At 50.7% G+C, this 17,794-nt stretch carries 11 protein-coding genes; 6 read left to right on the forward strand and 5 right to left on the reverse strand.

What is annotated here, in order from left to right:
* Nucleotides 1-7 precede the first annotated feature (7 nt).
* The 3 genes from BSPA111_RS19455 to aroP all read right to left on the reverse strand — a co-directional run bounded on the left by BSPA111_RS19455 (nt 8) and on the right by aroP (nt 3,913).
* Nucleotides 8-964 carry a family 43 glycosylhydrolase gene (locus BSPA111_RS19455; protein WP_183272791.1) on the reverse strand — a complete coding sequence of 319 codons (957 nt, stop codon included), beginning with the start codon at nt 962-964 and terminating at the stop codon, nt 8-10.
* A 10-nt stretch (nt 965-974) separates the two neighbouring features.
* Nucleotides 975-2,375, reverse strand: coding sequence for a glycoside-pentoside-hexuronide (GPH):cation symporter (locus BSPA111_RS19460; protein WP_183272792.1), 1,401 nt, complete (start codon nt 2,373-2,375; stop codon nt 975-977).
* A 167-nt stretch (nt 2,376-2,542) separates the two neighbouring features.
* Complete coding sequence (aroP, locus tag BSPA111_RS19465; RefSeq protein ID WP_183272862.1) at nt 2,543-3,913, reverse strand: aromatic amino acid transporter AroP; 1,371 nt, start codon at nt 3,911-3,913, stop codon at nt 2,543-2,545.
* Between the two features lie 581 nt (nt 3,914-4,494).
* Between aroP and pdhR the strand changes: the two genes are divergently transcribed.
* The 4 genes from pdhR (at nt 4,495) to lpdA (ending at nt 11,586) form a co-directional block, all read left to right on the forward strand.
* Nucleotides 4,495-5,259: a pyruvate dehydrogenase complex transcriptional repressor PdhR gene (gene pdhR, locus BSPA111_RS19470; protein WP_064516235.1), complete on the forward strand. Its 765-nt coding sequence runs from the start codon at nt 4,495-4,497 to the stop codon at nt 5,257-5,259.
* 150 nt (nt 5,260-5,409) lie between these two features.
* A complete protein-coding gene (aceE, locus tag BSPA111_RS19475) occupies nt 5,410-8,073 on the forward strand; it encodes a pyruvate dehydrogenase (acetyl-transferring), homodimeric type (RefSeq protein WP_183272793.1) in 2,664 nt (887 codons plus the stop codon).
* Between the two features lie 15 nt (nt 8,074-8,088).
* Nucleotides 8,089-9,960, forward strand: a complete 1,872-nt coding sequence (aceF, locus tag BSPA111_RS19480; RefSeq protein WP_183272794.1) for a pyruvate dehydrogenase complex dihydrolipoyllysine-residue acetyltransferase — start codon at nt 8,089-8,091, stop codon at nt 9,958-9,960.
* Nucleotides 9,961-10,161: 201 nt separating this feature from the next.
* Nucleotides 10,162-11,586, forward strand: a complete 1,425-nt coding sequence (gene lpdA, locus BSPA111_RS19485) for a dihydrolipoyl dehydrogenase (RefSeq protein WP_183272863.1) — start codon at nt 10,162-10,164, stop codon at nt 11,584-11,586.
* A 49-nt stretch (nt 11,587-11,635) separates the two neighbouring features.
* Here the strand turns inward: lpdA and BSPA111_RS19490 are convergent, their stop codons facing one another.
* The gene (locus BSPA111_RS19490) at nt 11,636-12,484 is read right to left on the reverse strand and encodes a DUF2950 domain-containing protein (RefSeq protein WP_183272795.1); all 849 of its coding nucleotides are present in this window, start codon (nt 12,482-12,484) and stop codon (nt 11,636-11,638) included.
* Nucleotides 12,485-12,495: 11 nt separating this feature from the next.
* Nucleotides 12,496-14,109 (reverse strand): DUF3300 domain-containing protein, encoded by a 1,614-nt coding sequence (locus BSPA111_RS19495; protein ID WP_183272796.1) that lies wholly within the window; start codon nt 14,107-14,109, stop codon nt 12,496-12,498.
* 404 nt (nt 14,110-14,513) lie between these two features.
* Between BSPA111_RS19495 and acnB the strand changes: the two genes are divergently transcribed.
* Both acnB and yacL read left to right on the forward strand, forming a co-directional pair.
* Nucleotides 14,514-17,111, forward strand: a complete 2,598-nt coding sequence (gene acnB / locus BSPA111_RS19500; protein WP_183272797.1) for a bifunctional aconitate hydratase 2/2-methylisocitrate dehydratase — start codon at nt 14,514-14,516, stop codon at nt 17,109-17,111.
* 245 nt (nt 17,112-17,356) lie between these two features.
* Nucleotides 17,357-17,722 (forward strand): protein YacL, encoded by a 366-nt coding sequence (gene yacL / locus BSPA111_RS19505; RefSeq protein ID WP_183272798.1) that lies wholly within the window; start codon nt 17,357-17,359, stop codon nt 17,720-17,722.
* The last annotated feature ends 72 nt before the right edge of the window (nt 17,723-17,794 follow it).

Consider the following 17,794-nt stretch of genomic DNA (forward strand, 5'->3'; position numbering starts at 1 on the left):
CATTAGGTTAGTTGTTGTCAGCAGGCGGTATGCCAAACAGTGGCATACCGTTTTCGTCCCATTCGAGCGTTTTCAGGCGCGTATGACGATTTGGGTCATACAGTGGATCGCCTTCAATTTCCGTGTAGTTCCGTGCGTGGTAGACCAGCACATCTTTCCCGTCTTTTGTTTTAGTAAAACTGTTATGCCCTGGCCCGAACTGCTTGTTTGGGTAACTCGTGGTAAACACGGGCTCAGAAGATTTATGCCAGTTTGCTGCGTGGGTTGGGTCAGCATTGAGATCGATCCACAACAACCCGATACAGTAGTTTTCGTCGGTGGCGCTTGCGGAGTAACTGACAAACAGTTTGTCGCCGTGAACCAATACCGCGGGCCCTTCATTTACCAGAAAGCCCCGGCATTCCCAATCCAGTTCAGGTTTACTTAACAACACGGGTTTGCCTTTGATTGCCCATGGCGTTTCCAGCTCGGCGAGATACAGATTTGAGTTACCCGCAATATTGGGGTCTTTCTGCGCCCATAAATACCACTGTTTACCTTGATGGTGGAAAGTGGTGGCATCCAGACAGAAGCTGTCGAACTGCGTTTTTACCTGGCCTTTTTCTACCCATTTACCCGTTAAGGGATTTGCATCGGCACACTCCAGGGCAAACATCCGGTGCTGGAACATATTTAGCTCGTCCAGCTCCTGTGTGTGGGTTGCGGCAAAGTAGATGTACCATTTCCCGTCAATATGGTGCAGCTCTGGTGCCCAGATCAGTTCGCTCATCGGGCCGCAGCTCGGCTTGCGCCACACAACGGCGGGTTGGGCATTTGGCAGTTCGCTTATTGTTGCCGCTCGGCGGATTTCCAGCCTGTCATACTCGGGTACTGATGCAATAAAGTAGTACTCATTTTCATGCAGCAAAATAAACGGATCGGCACGCTGCTCGATAAATGGATTAGGCCATTGCTCCTGATTCATAAGGCTTTCCTTATAGTTTTGCTTCGACGGGTTTGCTGTCGTGATATTCGTTCAATTCGCGATAGTTAAGACGGCGCTTTTCAAGGTCTGCCTGAATGCGTTGCATCATTTCACGGTCAACTTTCAGCAGGCGTACGACCCCTGCGGTAATCAGGTATCCAACGCCGGGAATGATGGTAAACAGCATCACAATGCCGTTGATTGAATCCGCACTTTGTTGTTTCGCACCTGCATCGTAGCCGTACCAGGAAAGCAAGAAACCTACCATCGCGCCCGCAATCGCCAGACCCAATTTCAGGAAGAACAAGTTACCGGAGAAGCTAATGCCGGTGATGCGTTTACCGGTTTTCCACTCGCCGTAATCATCAACGTCAGCCATCAACGACCAGTGTAGTGGAGAAGGAATCTGGTGCAGAATGTTCAGCAGGAAATACATCACCACAATGAGCGTGGTCGCGTGCGGGTCGAGGAAGTAGAAGCCGCATGAGAAAATTGCCAATACGATGTTGGTCCAGAAGAACACTTTCAGTTTGCAAATACGGTCAGTTAACACTTTAGCCAGCATACTGCCGCCCATCATGCCAACCACGCCAAGGCTGATAAAGAGAGTGGCGAAACTGGTGCTTTGGCCCATCACCCAGGTGACGTAATACATGGTTGCTGCCATGCGGATAAACCCTGGGCAAACGTTACACAGCGTCAGAAGTAAAATCCGCACCCACTGGTCATTTTTCCACACGTCTTTCAGGTCAGAATTTAAATCGTCATTGCTGGGTACTGCAGGGCGTACACGCTCTCTGACGGTCGAGAAGCAGAACAGGAACATACACATGCCGAGCACTGCCAGAATGCCCATCGCCATTTGGTAGCCTTTCGCTTTATCACCGCCGCCAAACCAGTCAACCATTGGCAGCAAGGAGAGTGAAAGGATCAGCGTCGCGATACCAACCATGACAAAGCGATAGGACTGGCAGGCAACACGTTCTTTCGGGTCGTTTGTAATCACGCTTCCCAGGGAGCAATAGGGAATGTTGATCGCGGTATAGGTCAGCGAGAGCAGGAAGTAAGTGACGAAGGCATAGATAACTTTGCTGCTGTATCCCCAGTCAGGCGTGGTAAACATCAGGTAACTGAAGAAGGCAAATGGAGCCGCCATCCATAAAATCCATGGACGAAAACGCCCCCAGCGGCTTTGGGTTCTGTCGGCAATAGCGCCCATAATAGGGTCGGTAACTGCATCAATGACTCTAATTGAAAGCAGCATAACTCCAACAAGTGCCGGAGACAGGCCAAAGATGTCAGTGTAAAAATAGTTAACAAACAACATAATGGCGCCAAAGATAATGTTGCACCCGGCGTCGCCCATTCCATAGCCGATCTTTTCTTTAATTGATAGTTTGCTGTTTTCCATTGGAAATGCTCCTGGCCTGAATATGGACAAGAGTATTGGGCTATTGGAATAAATTTGCGTGTCAGGAAACCGTTGCAGAGATGGACAATACTGTCGTTGTAAAGGAAGTGTGAAGCAGATAACAAAGCGCCCCGGCGAACCGAGGCGCTTATCAAAGCAGAAGATCGTTAAGCTTTAACGCTTTTCAGGTTCTGTTGTTTAATGAAGTAACCAATACCCAGAATCACGATCCACACCGGAATCAGCCACACAGAGATGGCCATGCCCGGGGTGATTGCCATAATGACGAGAACAGCCGCCATAAACAGCAGGCAAACATAGTTACCCAACGGATAGAACAGGGCAGGGAACTTACTCTTAACACCTTGTTGTTGCTTAGCCTTGCGGAACTTAATGTGTGCCAGGCTAATCATCGCCCAGTTGATCACCAGAGCAGAAACCACCAATGCCATCAGCAGGCCAAAGGCTTCTGCCGGGGCAAAGTAGTTAATCAGTACACACAACGCGGTGAACAGTGCAGAAACCAGAATGGTATTTACCGGCACGCCGCGTTTATCCACTTTCTGGAACGCTTTTGGCGCGTTGCCTTGCTGGGCCAGACCAAACAGCATACGGCTGTTACAGTAAACACAGCTGTTATAAACAGACAGTGCAGCGGTCAGAACCACAACGTTAAGTGCGTTTGCTACGAAGGTGTCACCCAGTTCGTGGAAAATCAGTACGAACGGGCTGGTATCAGCAGTCACGCGAGTCCATGGCATCAGAGACAGCAGAACAGCCAGTGAGCCCACATAGAAAATCAGAATACGATAGATAACCTGGTTGGTCGCTTTAGGAATGCTGACTTCTGGGTTATCCGCTTCTGCAGCAGTAATACCGACCAGCTCAAGCCCGCCGAAGGAGAACATGATAATCGCCATCATCATGACTAACCCGGTAAAGCCGTGTGGCAAGAATCCACCTTGCTCCCAAAGGTTACGAACAGTCGCTTGTGGGCCTGCATGGCCGCCAAACAGCAACCAGGCGCCAAACACGATCATGGCAACGACGGCGATGACTTTAATGATAGCGAACCAAAACTCCATTTCACCGAACACTTTTACGTTAGTCAGGTTGATGGCATTGATCACGACAAAAAAGACGGCGGCAGAGGCCCAGGTTGGGATCTCGGGATACCAGAACTGGATGTACTTACCTACCGCAGTGAGCTCTGCCATCGCTACGAGTACATACAGCACCCAGTAGTTCCAGCCAGACGCAAAACCTGCAAATCCACCCCAGTATTTGTAAGCAAAGTGGCTAAAAGAACCCGCTACAGGCTCCTCAACAACCATTTCACCCAACTGGCGCATGATCAGAAAGGCAATAAAACCTGCAATCGCGTAGCCAAGAATAATCCCCGGCCCGGCGGATTGGATGACAGACGCACTGCCCAAAAACAGCCCTGTTCCGATAGCTCCACCCAGCGCGATGAGCTGGATATGGCGGTTTTTAAGGCCGCGTTTCAGCGTGTCGCCTTGCTGTTGACCTTCCATAATTTAACCTCGTGTGTGGTTATTTTCAGGGCGCTGACCGCGCCTCTGTAAGTTTGTAATTCCGCATTGTGTAGTAATTATTTTACGGTTTTTAATTCCAGTATTTTGCGTAGTGGACTACCGCAGCGCAAAGAATAGTGGTAAGCGCAAATGTTTGCACCTGCTTTCTATTACTGGCGTGACCAGTTGAATAAAAAGAAAGCAGTTTGATTCCGTGCATCTCTTCTACTTCTGCAGTTATTTCTTCAGCCTAAGCGCAAACAGTGAATTAATATTCATATTTTAAACTGATGAATCGGTTCAATTTGCAAGAAAATCCATTTTTTACTGTTTCGTAAAAGTTAAATGCATCTGGGTGTGAGTAAATGTGACATTTGTGCAAAGTTACAACCTTGAAACATCATTTCTGTAATCTTGTTAAAATGTGCCGGGTTTAATGATTTCAATCAAAACCAATATGGACAGAAGGTGAATACTTTGTTACTTTAGCGTCAAGAATGTGAAATTGGTCATACCAATTGACTTTGCCCAGAATGATGTAATGTTTGAAGGGCATAAGCGCTAATGGCAGAGACAGGGAATAAATGGCCTACAGCAAAATCCGCCAACCAAAACTATCCGATGTGATTGAGCAGCAGTTGGAGTTTCTCATCCTCGAGGGAACCTTGCGTCCCGGCGAAAAACTCCCACCAGAGCGTGAATTGGCAAAACAGTTCGACGTTTCTCGTCCTTCACTACGCGAGGCCATTCAGCGTCTCGAAGCGAAAGGGCTCCTGCTTCGTCGTCAGGGCGGCGGTACTTTTGTCCAAAACAGCCTTTGGCAAAGTTTAAGCGACCCGCTGGTCGAACTGTTGTCTGACCATCCTGAATCCCAGTTTGATCTGCTTGAAACCCGCCATGCACTTGAAGGTATCGCTGCGTATTACGCTGCCTTGCGTGGTACGGACGAAGATCTCAAACGTATTGGCGACTGTCATTTAGCCATTCAAAAAGCACAAGAGTCCGGCGATCTGGATGCTGAATCCGATGCGGTCATGCAGTATCAAATTGCTGTAACCGAAGCCGCCCACAACGTGGTGCTACTACACTTGTTGCGCTGTATGTCACCGATGCTCGAACAAAACGTTCGTCAGAATTTTGAATTGCTCTATGCGCGCCGGGAAATGCTGGCGCAAGTGAGCAGCCATCGCGCCAGCATTTTTGCGGCGATTATGGCTCGCCAGCCGGAGCAGGCGCGCGAAGCGTCGCACCGTCACCTGGCATTTATTGAAGAAATATTGCTGGATCGCAGCCGCGAACAGAGTCGTCGAGAACGTTCTCTGCGGCGCTTACAGCAACGTAAGGAATGAGAACCTGAAATTTCTGGTTCTTTTAAGCGCCACTAATTTAGAGCGCGGCAACTAAACGCAGAACCTGTCTTATTGTGTTTTTTCAAGGAAAGCACAATTAGACAGGTTCCAGATAATCAACGTATTAGACACAGATAAGGAATACCACCCATGTCAGAACGTTTCCCAAATGACGTGGATCCGATCGAAACTCGCGACTGGCAACAGGCGATCGAATCGGTCATCCGTGAAGAAGGTGTTGAGCGCGCACAGTACCTGATTGATCAGTTACTGAGCGAAGCCCGTAAAGGTGGAGTAAAAGTTGCAGAAGGTTCTGCTGCCCGCCAGTACGTAAACTCCATCGCCGTTGAAGATGAACCGGAATACCCGGGGAATCTGGAGCTGGAACGCCGTATTCGTTCTGCTATCCGTTGGAATGCCATCATGACTGTCCTGCGTGCGTCTAAAAAAGACCTCGATCTGGGCGGCCATATGTCCTCTTTCCAGTCTTCTGCAACCGTGTATGACGTGTGTTTCAACCACTTCTTCCGCGCTCGCAATGCAAAAGATGGCGGCGATCTGGTGTACTTCCAGGGCCACATCTCCCCAGGCGTTTACGCACGTGCTTTCCTTGAAGGCCGCCTGACTGAAGAGCAGATGAACAATTTCCGTCAGGAAGTTCACGGTAATGGTCTGTCCTCTTACCCGCACCCGAAATTGATGCCAGAATTCTGGCAGTTCCCGACCGTATCTATGGGTCTGGGTCCAATCGGTGCAATCTATCAGGCTAAATTCCAGAAATACCTGGAACACCGTGGTCTGAAAGACACTTCCGCACAGCGCGTTTACGCGTTCCTGGGCGATGGTGAGATGGATGAGCCAGAATCCAAAGGTGCGATCACTATCGCAACCCGTGAAAAACTAGATAACCTGTGCTTCATCATCAACTGTAACCTCCAGCGTCTGGATGGCCCAGTAACCGGTAACGGCAAAATCATTAACGAACTGGAAGGTATCTTCGCGGGTGCTGGCTGGAACGTTATCAAAGTGATTTGGGGCTCTCGTTGGGATGCTCTGCTGCGTAAAGATACCAGCGGTAAACTGTTGCAGTTGATGGGCGAAACCGTTGACGGTGACTACCAGACCTTCAAATCCAAAAATGGCGCTTACGTTCGTGAGCACTTCTTCGGTCGTTATCCAGAAACTGCTGCACTGGTTAAAGATATGTCCGACGATGAGATTTGGGCTCTGAACCGTGGCGGCCACGATCCGAAGAAAATCTACGCTGCACTGAAAAATGCACAAGAAACCAAAGGCAAGGCAACTGTCATCCTGGCTCATACCGTTAAAGGTTATGGCATGGGTGAAACTGCCGAAGGTAAAAACATCGCTCACCAGGTTAAGAAAATGAACATGGACGGCGTACGCTATGTGCGTGACCGTTTCAATGTGCCGGTGACCGATGCTGAAATCGAAAAACTGCCATACATTAAGTTCGAAGAAGGCAGCGAAGAGTACAAATACCTGCATGGCCAGCGTGAAAAACTGAACGGCTACCTGCCGAGCCGCCTGCCAAAATTCACCGAGAAACTGGATCTGCCTACCCTGGCTGACTTCAGCTCTCTGTTAGAAGAGCAGAACAAAGAGATCTCCACCACTATCGCTTTCGTTCGTGCCCTGAACGTGATGCTGAAGAACCCGTCTATCAAAGACCGTCTGGTTCCAATCATTGCCGATGAAGCGCGTACTTTCGGTATGGAAGGTCTGTTCCGTCAGATCGGTATTTACAGCCCGAACGGCCAGCAGTACACCCCGCAGGACCGTGAGCAGGTTGCATACTATAAAGAAGACGAGAAAGGTCAGATCCTGCAAGAAGGTATCAACGAGCTGGGCGCAGGTTCATCCTGGCTGGCTGCTGCGACCTCTTACAGCACCAACGATCTGCCAATGATCCCGTTCTACATCTACTACTCCATGTTCGGTTTCCAACGTATTGGCGACCTGTGCTGGGCAGCGGGTGACCAACAGGCGCGTGGCTTCCTGGTCGGCGGTACTTCCGGTCGTACCACACTGAACGGTGAAGGTCTGCAGCACGAAGATGGCCATAGCCATATTCAGTCTCTGACTATTCCTAACTGTATCTCTTATGACCCGTCTTACGCGTACGAAGTGGCTGTCATCATGCATGACGGTCTGGTGCGTATGTACGGTGAAGCGCAAGAGAACATTTATTACTACATCACCACGCTGAACGAAAACTACCACATGCCAGCCATGCCACAAGGCGCGGAAGAAGGCATCCGTAAAGGTATCTACAAACTGGAAACAGTTGCAGGTAGCAAAGGTAAAGTTCAACTGCTGGGCTCCGGTTCTATCCTGCGTCACGTCCGTGAAGCAGCGCAGATTCTGGCGAACGATTACGGTGTCGGTTCCGATGTGTACAGCGTGACTTCCTTCACTGAACTGGCGCGTGATGGCCAGGATTGTGAGCGTTGGAACATGCTGCACCCACTGGAAACTCCGCGCGTTCCTTACATCGCTCAGGTGATGAACGACGCTCCTGCAGTGGCATCTACTGACTATATGAAACTGTTCGCCGAGCAGGTTCGTACTTATGTACCGGCTGATGATTACCGCGTACTGGGTACCGACGGCTTCGGTCGCTCTGACAGCCGTGAAAACCTGCGTCACCACTTCGAAGTGGACGCATCTTACGTGGTTGTTGCAGCACTTGGCGAACTGGCTAAACGTGGCGAAATCGATAAGAAAGTGGTGGCTGACGCTATCACCAAATTCAACATCGATGCAGATAAAGTCAACCCGCGTCTGGCATAAGAGGTAAAGAATAAAATGGCTATCGAAATCAACGTACCGGACATTGGTGCAGACGAAGTTGAAGTCACCGAAATCATGGTGAAAGTGGGCGATAAGGTTGAAGTTGACCAGTCCATCATCTCCGTGGAAGGTGATAAGGCTTCAATGGAAGTTCCTTCTCCGCAAGCAGGTGTGGTCAAAGAGATCAAAGTTGCGGTAGGTGACAAAGTTGAAACCGGCAAACTGGTTATGATTTTCGAATCCGCCGAAGGTGCCGCGCAAGCGGCTCCTGTTCAGGCAGAAGAGAAGAAAGAAGCAGCGCCAGCGGCCGCTCCTGTGGCTGCCGCGGCCAAAGAAGTGAACGTACCAGACATCGGCGGTGACGAAGTTGAAGTGACCGAGATCATGGTTAAAGTGGGCGACACCGTTGCCGCTGAACAATCCCTGATCACTGTAGAAGGCGATAAAGCTTCTATGGAAGTCCCGGCTCCGTTCGCGGGTGTGGTTAAAGAAATCAAAATCAATACTGGTGACAAAGTGTCTACCGGTTCCCTGATTATGGTCTTTGAAGTGGCGGGTGCTGCACCAGCTGCCGCTCCGGCACAGGCTTCGGCTCCAGCTGCACCAGCGGCATCAGCTGCTAAAGAAGTTAATGTTCCAGACATCGGCGGTGACGAAGTTGAAGTGACTGAAGTGATGGTTAAAGTGGGCGATAAAGTGGCCGCTGAACAATCACTGATCACCGTAGAAGGCGACAAAGCTTCTATGGAAGTCCCGGCTCCGTTCGCGGGTGTGGTTAAAGAAATCAAAATCAAAGCGGGCGACAAAGTGTCTACCGGTTCTCTGATTATGGTCTTTGAAGTGGAAGGTGCTGCACCAGCTCCTGCCGCTAAGCAAGAAGCAGCAGCTCCGGCTCCTGCAGCACAAAAACCAGCGGCAGCGCAAGCTCAGGCTTCTGGTAAAACTGAATTCGCTGAAAACGATGCTTACGTTCACGCAACTCCACTGATTCGCCGCCTGGCGCGTGAATTCGGTGTGAACCTGGCGAAAGTGAAAGGGACTGGCCGTAAAGGTCGTATCCTGCGCGAAGACGTTCAGGCTTACGTGAAAGACGCGGTTAAGCGTGCTGAATCTGCACCTGCTGCTGCAACCGGCGGCGGTCTGCCTGGTATGCTGCCATGGCCGAAAGTGGACTTCAGCAAGTTTGGTGAAATCGAAGAAGTTGAACTGGGCCGCATTCAGAAAATCTCTGGTGCTAACCTGAGCCGTAACTGGGTGATGATCCCGCACGTTACGCACTTCGACAAAACGGATATCACTGAGCTGGAAGCGTTCCGTAAACAGCAGAACGTAGAAGCTGAGAAGAAGAAACTGGGCGTTAAAATCACGCCAGTGGTCTTCATCATGAAGGCTGTTGCTGCCGCGCTTGAGCAAATGCCACGCTTCAACAGTTCTCTGTCCGAAGATGGTCAGAAGCTGACGCTGAAAAAATACATCAACATCGGTGTTGCGGTTGATACGCCAAACGGTCTGGTTGTTCCTGTCTTCAAAGACGTGAACAAGAAAGGCATCGTTGAGCTGTCTCACGAACTGATGGCTATCTCCAAGAAAGCTCGCGATGGCAAGCTGACTGCTGGCGAAATGCAGGGCGGTTGCTTCACTATCTCAAGCCTGGGTGGTATCGGGACGACTCACTTCGCGCCAATCGTTAACGCGCCAGAAGTGGCAATCCTGGGTGTCTCCAAGTCTTCTATGGAGCCAGTCTGGAATGGTAAAGAGTTCACGCCGCGTCTGATGATGCCAATGTCTCTTTCCTTCGACCACCGCGTGATTGACGGTGCTGATGGTGCGCGCTTTATCACCATCATCAACAACATGCTGGCCGACATTCGCCGCCTGGTGATGTAAGTCAAAAAGCCGGCCAATCGGTCGGCTTTTTTCTGGTAATCTCATGATGCTGTTTGAGATTATCAGGTGCCAAATACAAATCGTTTGCCGTTTGTTGTTTCAAATTTGTTAACAATTTTGTAAACTGCGGGCGGATAGAACGTCCCGGTGGCAATGGGCGTTAAAGACCAGGGACCGCCGGAAATAAATTAAGAGGTCATGATGAGTACTGAAATCAAAACTCAGGTCGTCGTACTTGGGGCAGGCCCGGCAGGTTACTCTGCTGCATTCCGTTGCGCTGATTTAGGTCTGGAGACCGTCATTGTAGAGCGTTACAGCACCCTTGGTGGTGTTTGTCTGAACGTTGGCTGTATCCCTTCTAAAGCCCTGCTGCACGTTGCTAAAGTTATCGAAGAAGCGAAAGCTTTAGCTGAGCATGGCATTGTTTTCGGCGAGCCGAAAACTGACATCGACAAAATCCGTACCTGGAAAGAAAAGGTTATCAACCAGTTGACTGGTGGCCTGGCGGGTATGGCGAAAGGTCGTAAAGTTAAAGTGGTGAACGGCCTGGGTAAATTTACCGGTGCTAACACCTTAGTTGTTGAAGGCGAAAATGGTCCAACGACCATCACCTTTGATAACGCCATTATCGCAGCGGGTTCCCGTCCGATCGAACTTCCATTCATTCCGCATGAAGATCCACGCGTATGGGATTCTACCGACGCACTGGAACTGAAAACCGTTCCGAAACGCCTGCTGGTCATGGGTGGCGGTATCATCGGTCTGGAAATGGGTACCGTGTACCATGCGCTGGGTTCAGATATTGACGTGGTTGAAATGTTTGACCAGGTTATCCCGGCTGCCGACAAAGACGTGGTGAAAGTGTTCACCAAACGTATCAGCAAGCAATTCAACCTGATGCTGGAAACCAAAGTGACTGCGGTTGAAGCCAAAGAAGATGGCATCTACGTCACTATGGAAGGCAAAAAAGCCCCAGCAGAACCACAGCGTTACGATGCGGTTCTGGTTGCAATCGGCCGTGTACCTAACGGTAAACTGCTGGATGCAGGCGCTGCTGGCGTTGAAGTTGATGACCGTGGCTTCATCCGTACCGATAAGCAAATGCGCACTAACGTGCCGCACATCTATGCAATCGGCGACATCGTGGGCCAGCCAATGCTTGCGCACAAAGGTGTTCACGAAGGTCACGTTGCCGCTGAAGTTATCGCTGGCATGAAGCACTACTTCGACCCGAAAGTGATTCCTTCAATCGCCTATACCGAACCAGAAGTTGCATGGGTGGGTCTGACCGAGAAAGAAGCGAAAGAAAAAGGCATCAGCTACGAAACCGCCACCTTCCCGTGGGCTGCTTCTGGCCGTGCTATCGCTTCAGATTGCGCAGACGGTATGACCAAGCTGATTTTCGACAAAGAAACTCACCGTGTTATCGGTGGTGCGATTGTCGGTACTAACGGCGGTGAGCTGTTGGGCGAAATCGGTCTGGCTATCGAAATGGGTTGTGACGCAGAAGATATCGCGCTCACTATCCACGCGCACCCGACTCTGCACGAGTCAGTAGGTCTGGCTGCTGAGATCTTCGAAGGTAGCATCACCGACCTGCCAAACCCGAAAGCGAAAAAGAAGTAATCGCTTGATGGTAATAAAAAAAGCGGCTTAGGCCGCTTTTTTTATTGGGTTATTGCTGCTCTTCTTCCCAGCTTTTATCTGGGTTGAAATGTTTTATCTCATTCACTTTTTCAGCCGTTTGCTCACCCAAATCCTTCTGATAAACCGCCCCCTGGTTATTTACCATAAAGGTAGTGACACCCGTTTCCCCATACTCGACAGGCCAGGCAATTAACGCAAAGCCGTCTACCATTTTCCCGTCTGAAATATAGTTTTTCTCACCACCCGGTGCGTCTGGGCCTTGAGCTGTAAGAATACGGAAGTGATAACCGTGATACCCCATGCCAGGTTGCGCAGGGCTGAAGCCTGGACCGAGCGGGCTGGGCGCTTCACCCGGAGTGACTGGCCAGTACAAACCGTCTTTCTTACCTTCGCTACTGACAAATTTTTGTGCGTATTGCTGATCGAGCTGATAGTAATCTTGCTGAGCCGCCACATAGGCATCTATCGCCTGAATCGCAGACAGTTCGTTAAGGCCAATGGTGCGCGTGAGAATTTCATCCGCAGCCTTCTGCATATCGAAGTGCCAGCCCGCATCCGTTTTCACTATCGGGATAGGCAATTGCCAGTTTTCTTGCCCAACATTCAGATGCGCAGTTTCCTCTTTCTGCTCGATTTTATGACTCACTTTCCAGTCACGAATAAAACGCGCTACCGCTTCAGGATCGGCTTTGTCATCAGGAAGATACTGCCGCCAGTTATCGCCAAGTACCTTGGTCAGTGCGGCTTCATCCTGGTTAATAACGGCATTCGCAAATGTGGTGGCTGCCAGTTCAGGTGTGGTGAACAGTTGCTGTGCCTGCACAAAGGCAGGCAGCATAAGCATTACTAATGCACTTAACTTCATACGATTTTTCATGATGCCTCCTTTTAACGACGATTAAATTCACGACCCTGAGAGCCACGTTCTCTGCCACCACCGCGCTGTTCACGGTTTACCGATGAGCGATTAAGACTTTGTTGCCCACGTTGGTTTTGTGCCTGCCAGGAAGGGGAACGACTGTCGTTACCGCTTAATGCAGATCTGGATTGTTGTGGAGCGCGTTGCTGACGCTGCGCCACATTGGTGCTGGCCCGATTCTGTTGTTCACGCGTCTGTGTTCTGGCCGCTTCCTGACGACGTTGGGTCTGCTGATTCGTTGAACGGTTGGCCTGCGTCTTCGCGGCGTTGCGGCGAGCATCCGTGTTTGGTGTGTCGTAACCCCTATAATTATTGCGCTGAGCAATTTTGTTCACTTGTTGGGAAGATGCCTTACGCTGAGCATCGCGGGAAGAGAGCTGTGGTGCTGAGCCTCCCGTTTTCCGCTGAGTTTGCTGCATCTGGGTCTTGGCCGCTTGTCGCTGGGCATCACGGTTGGCTGATGCGGCGTTTGGCGTTGCGCTAAGCCCTGCGGCAGCATTCGTCCGGTTATAACGCTCAGAAACAGCATTGGACTGGTAGCCAACCCCATCCCTGTACGCAGGGTTATGCTGGAAGCGCATATTGTTGCTATTGGCCAGATGTTGCCCGGAAACGCGGTTGTAACGGTCAACGTCAATATTGATGTTGTTGTCTCCATTACGGTTATATCCGCCGCCGCCATTGTAATTATCATGGTGGTGGTAATCGTCATCATCCCAGTCGATGCTGCCAAATAAAGCCGCCGTGGTGACTATGCCGAGACCAAATCCCAGCCCATCAACAAAGTTGTCACCGAATTGATCTTCCGGAGGGGGAAGATAAACGGGTGGATAAGCCGTGTTTGGCCAGGTGCCGTACACAGTCGATGGATTATAAGTCGGGACATAAACGACCTGCGGGTCAGTCGGTTCGATTTTTATGACCGTCGGAGCCGGGGCTGCGCTGGTGCCCGATGACTCTTTAACCGTTGTGTTCTGATTTACTGTTACCGGGGCGGTGGTCACCGTTTGTTGCGGTGTCGTTTTCAGGGCACCGGTTTGTTCCGCCAGCAAACGCAATTTCTGCACGGAATCCATCACATCTTTAGGTTGTGCAAGGAAGGCATCACCCAGATTCTGCACCCACTGCGGGTTTTCCCCCATCAGCGCCGTTAATTGCGGGAATGCGACCAGAGATTTCACACTCGGATCCCAAGGCTGATTAGAGACAGCCTGAACGGCGGCATCACCCTCGAGTTTAGGGTTGTCATGAGACCATTGCACTGCCTGAACCACGTTCGCCGGGTAGGTCGCCGCCATGAGCACTTGCGATAAAAGTGGGTCAGGGAATAGCGCAACAGGCGCAACCCATTGGTCGATTTGGGCAGACGTAAAGGTGGGGGCATTTGTGAGTGGTGCAGTCGTCCCTGCTACGGGTGTCGCGGGTGCGGCAGCAGGGGCAGGCGCTGCAGGTTGTGCGACTGGTTCAGGTACAGACGATGCTGCCTCTGTTGACTGGCTTTTCACTATTAGCATGCCTGACGCCGCTAAAATGACAGCACTCCCAACGAGGGCAAGAATATGAGGCTTGAATGGCAACTTCATTTAACGTCTCCTGGTATTCAGAAGTAGGGAGCTGTGCCGGGAAGCGGCAAATCGTGGCGAGTATAGAGAGCTGATAGTTTAATTTTTGTCTTAAACAGGGATTCTTGCCGTGAAAATAAGACAAAACCGTGAAATATTATTTCCGCCTATACAAATCTTGTACAAAACCTGGCATCCCAATGCGGTTTTTTTGTGCCAGAAGCTCATATCTAAAAGTAATATTTTGTCCTTAACGATTCAGCAAGTATTTAATGTTGCTTTTTTGTAAACGGATTAACACCCCCTGAAAATCCTGCTATGCTGCCCGTCGCGGAACCGGGCATTGACCCTACAAACTGCTGTCTCACAGGAGCGTGAAGAGAATAGCCGGAACCGAAATGACAATGAGAGCGAGGAGAACCGTCGTGCTAGAAGAATACCGTAAGCACGTAGCCGAACGTGCTGCAGATGGGATTGTTCCAAAACCTTTAGAAGCATCCCAAATGGCCGCACTGGTCGAGCTGCTGAAAACCCCGCCAGCGGGTGAAGAAGAATTCCTTTTAGATCTTATTACCAATCGTGTTCCGCCAGGCGTTGATGAAGCCGCCTACGTTAAAGCCGGTTTCCTGGCTGCCATCTCCAAAGGTGAAGCCACTTCCCCGTTAATCTCCCCTGAGAAAGCTGTAGAACTGCTTGGCACCATGCAAGGTGGCTACAACATTCACCCGTTGATTGACGCGCTGGATAACGAAAAATTGGCACCGATTGCAGCCAAAGCGTTGTCCCACACGTTGCTGATGTTTGATAACTTCTACGATGTAGAAGAGAAAGCAAAAGCCGGTAATCCCCACGCACAACAAGTGCTGAAAGCCTGGGCTGATGCCGAGTGGTTCCTGTCTCGCCCTAAACTGGCTGAGAAAATCACCGTTACCGTATTTAAAGTGACGGGTGAAACGAACACCGATGACCTGTCTCCTGCACCTGATGCCTGGTCACGCCCGGATATCCCTCTGCACGCGCTGGCGATGCTGAAAAACGCCCGTGAAGGTATTGTGCCGGATCAACCAGGCAGCGTTGGCCCGATCAAACAGATCGAAGAATTAAATAAGAAAGGTTTCCCACTGGCATATGTGGGCGACGTTGTTGGTACCGGTTCTTCGCGTAAATCTGCGACCAACTCTGTACTGTGGTTTATGGGCGACGATATCCCGAACGTGCCGAACAAGCGCGGCGGTGGTGTGGTGCTCGGCGGCAAAATCGCGCCAATCTTCTTTAACACCATGGAAGATGCCGGTGCACTGCCAATCGAAGTTGACGTAAACAATCTGAACATGGGCGATGTTATCGATATCTACCCATACAAAGGTGAAGTACGTAACCACGAAACTAACGAAGTCATCGCGAATTTCGAGCTGAAAACCGATGTGCTGCTGGACGAAGTGCGTGCTGGTGGTCGTATTCCGTTGATCATCGGTCGCGGTCTGACAACCAAAGCGCGTGAAGCGTTGAACTTGCCACGTAGCGAAGTGTTTGTGCAGGCGAAAGATGTTGCGCAAAGTACTCGTGGTTTCTCGCTGGCACAGAAAATGGTTGGCCGTGCGTGTGGCGTTGAAGGTATCCGCCCGAATCAGTATTGCGAACCAAAAATGACTTCAGTCGGTTCTCAAGACACCACCGGTCCAATGACCCGTGATGAACTGAAAGACCTGGCGTGCCTGGGCTTCTCTGCTGATTTGGTGATGCAGTCCTTCTGCCACACTGCCGCTTATCCTAAGCCGGTGGATGTGAATACTCACCACACGCTGCCTGACTTCATCATGAACCGTGGCGGTGTGTCGCTGCGTCCGGGTGATGGTGTTATCCACTCCTGGCTGAACCGTATGCTGCTGCCTGATACCGTGGGTACCGGCGGTGACTCCCATACTCGTTTCCCAATTGGTATTTCCTTCCCTGCGGGTTCTGGTTTGGTGGCGTTTGCTGCGGCAACCGGCGTGATGCCACTGGATATGCCTGAGTCAGTACTGGTGCGCTTCAAAGGCAAAATGCAGCCGGGGATCACCCTGCGTGATTTGGTTCATGCGATCCCGCTGTATGCCATTAAGCAAGGCCTGCTGACCGTTGAGAAGAAAGGTAAGAAAAACATCTTCTCTGGTCGCATCCTGGAAATCGAAGGTCTGCCAACGCTTAAAGTTGAGCAGGCATTTGAACTGACCGATGCTTCCGCTGAGCGTTCAGCTGCTGGCTGTACCATCAAGCTTGATCGCGAACCGATCGAAGAGTATCTGAGCTCTAACATCGTGCTGCTGAAGTGGATGATCGCAGAAGGTTACGGCGATCGTCGTACGCTTGAGCGCCGTATCCAGGGCATGGAAAAATGGCTGGCCGATCCTCAGTTGATGGAAGCGGATGCCGATGCAGAATACGCAGAGATCATTGAAATCGATCTGAACGATATCAAAGAGCCTATTCTGTGTGCGCCAAACGATCCGGACGATGCACGTCTGCTGTCTGATGTTCAGGGCGAGAAAATTGATGAAGTGTTCATCGGTTCTTGCATGACCAACATCGGCCACTTCCGTGCGGCAGGTAAACTGCTCGATAGCCACAAAGGTCAGTTGCCGACTCGTCTGTGGGTTGCTCCGCCAACGCGTATGGATGCCGCTCAGTTGACTGAGGAAGGCTACTACAGCGTGTTTGGTAAGAGCGGTGCACGTATCGAAATCCCGGGCTGTTCACTGTGTATGGGTAACCAGGCGCGTGTGGCAGATGGCTCGACCGTGGTTTCAACGTCGACGCGTAACTTCCCTAACCGTTTGGGTACTGGTGCTAACGTGTTCCTGGCTTCCGCAGAACTGGCCGCAGTGGCTTCACTGCTGGGCAAACTGCCAACGCCTGACGAATACCAGACCTTTATGGCGCAAGTTGATAAGACGGCTGTCGATACCTACCGTTATCTGAACTTTGACAAACTTTCTCAGTACACCGAGAAAGCAGACGGTGTGATTTTCCAGACCGCGGTGTAAATGATTTTCCCCTCACCCTAACCCTCTCCCAACGGGAGAGGGGACTGTCCGGTTTTCTCTCTCTCCTGGCAGAGCACGGTTTTCTCCCTCTCCCCGTGGGAGAGGGGCGGGGTGAGGGCATCAGACCACTCAATTTTATTTCCCTATCCTCTACTTACATCCTGTTTTTCGCCGGTTTTGCTGCGATAATTACCTTATACGCTAAGGGGTACTGTATTTCCCCAGGCCGGGTAGAGGAAAACACCATGGAATATGAATTTTTGCGCGATGTCACCGGGTTGGTGAAAGTGCGTATGTCGATGGGTCACGAAGTGGTGGGTCATTGGTTTAATGAAGAAGTAAAAGATAATCTCGCCCTGCTCGATGAAGTTGAAGAGGCAGCAAACTCAGTAAAAGGTAGTGAACGCCAGTGGCAACGTACTGGGCACGAATACACGTTGTGGCTCGATGAAGAAGAGGTGATTATCCGTGCCAATCAGCTGGAAATAACCGGTGATGAAATGGAAGACGGGATGAATTACTACGACGAAGAGAGCTTGTCATTCTGCGGCGTTGAGGACTTTATGCAAGTGGTTAACGCCTACCGGGAATTTATTGCGCAAAAGCGTTAATTCACTAAAACCCAAAATAATTCGAGTTGCAGAAAGACGGCAAGTGAGTAAATCCCCAGGAGCTTACATAAG

Source organism: Buttiauxella sp. A111, from assembly GCF_014189855.1.
Classification (GTDB): Bacteria; Pseudomonadota; Gammaproteobacteria; order Enterobacterales; family Enterobacteriaceae; genus Buttiauxella; species Buttiauxella selenatireducens.

Coding starts and splice junctions, on each gene's coding strand:
- BSPA111_RS19495 (WP_183272796.1), bottom strand. CDS start 14,109: ATGAAGTTGCCATTCAAGCCTCATATTCTTGCCCTCGTTGGGAGTGCT.
- lpdA (WP_183272863.1), top strand. CDS start 10,162: ATGAGTACTGAAATCAAAACTCAGGTCGTCGTACTTGGGGCAGGCCCG.
- yacL (WP_183272798.1), top strand. CDS start 17,357: ATGGAATATGAATTTTTGCGCGATGTCACCGGGTTGGTGAAAGTGCGT.
- BSPA111_RS19455 (WP_183272791.1), bottom strand. CDS start 964: ATGAATCAGGAGCAATGGCCTAATCCATTTATCGAGCAGCGTGCCGAT.
- BSPA111_RS19460 (WP_183272792.1), bottom strand. CDS start 2,375: ATGGAAAACAGCAAACTATCAATTAAAGAAAAGATCGGCTATGGAATG.
- BSPA111_RS19490 (WP_183272795.1), bottom strand. CDS start 12,484: ATGAAAAATCGTATGAAGTTAAGTGCATTAGTAATGCTTATGCTGCCT.
- aceF (WP_183272794.1), top strand. CDS start 8,089: ATGGCTATCGAAATCAACGTACCGGACATTGGTGCAGACGAAGTTGAA.
- pdhR (WP_064516235.1), top strand. CDS start 4,495: ATGGCCTACAGCAAAATCCGCCAACCAAAACTATCCGATGTGATTGAG.
- aceE (WP_183272793.1), top strand. CDS start 5,410: ATGTCAGAACGTTTCCCAAATGACGTGGATCCGATCGAAACTCGCGAC.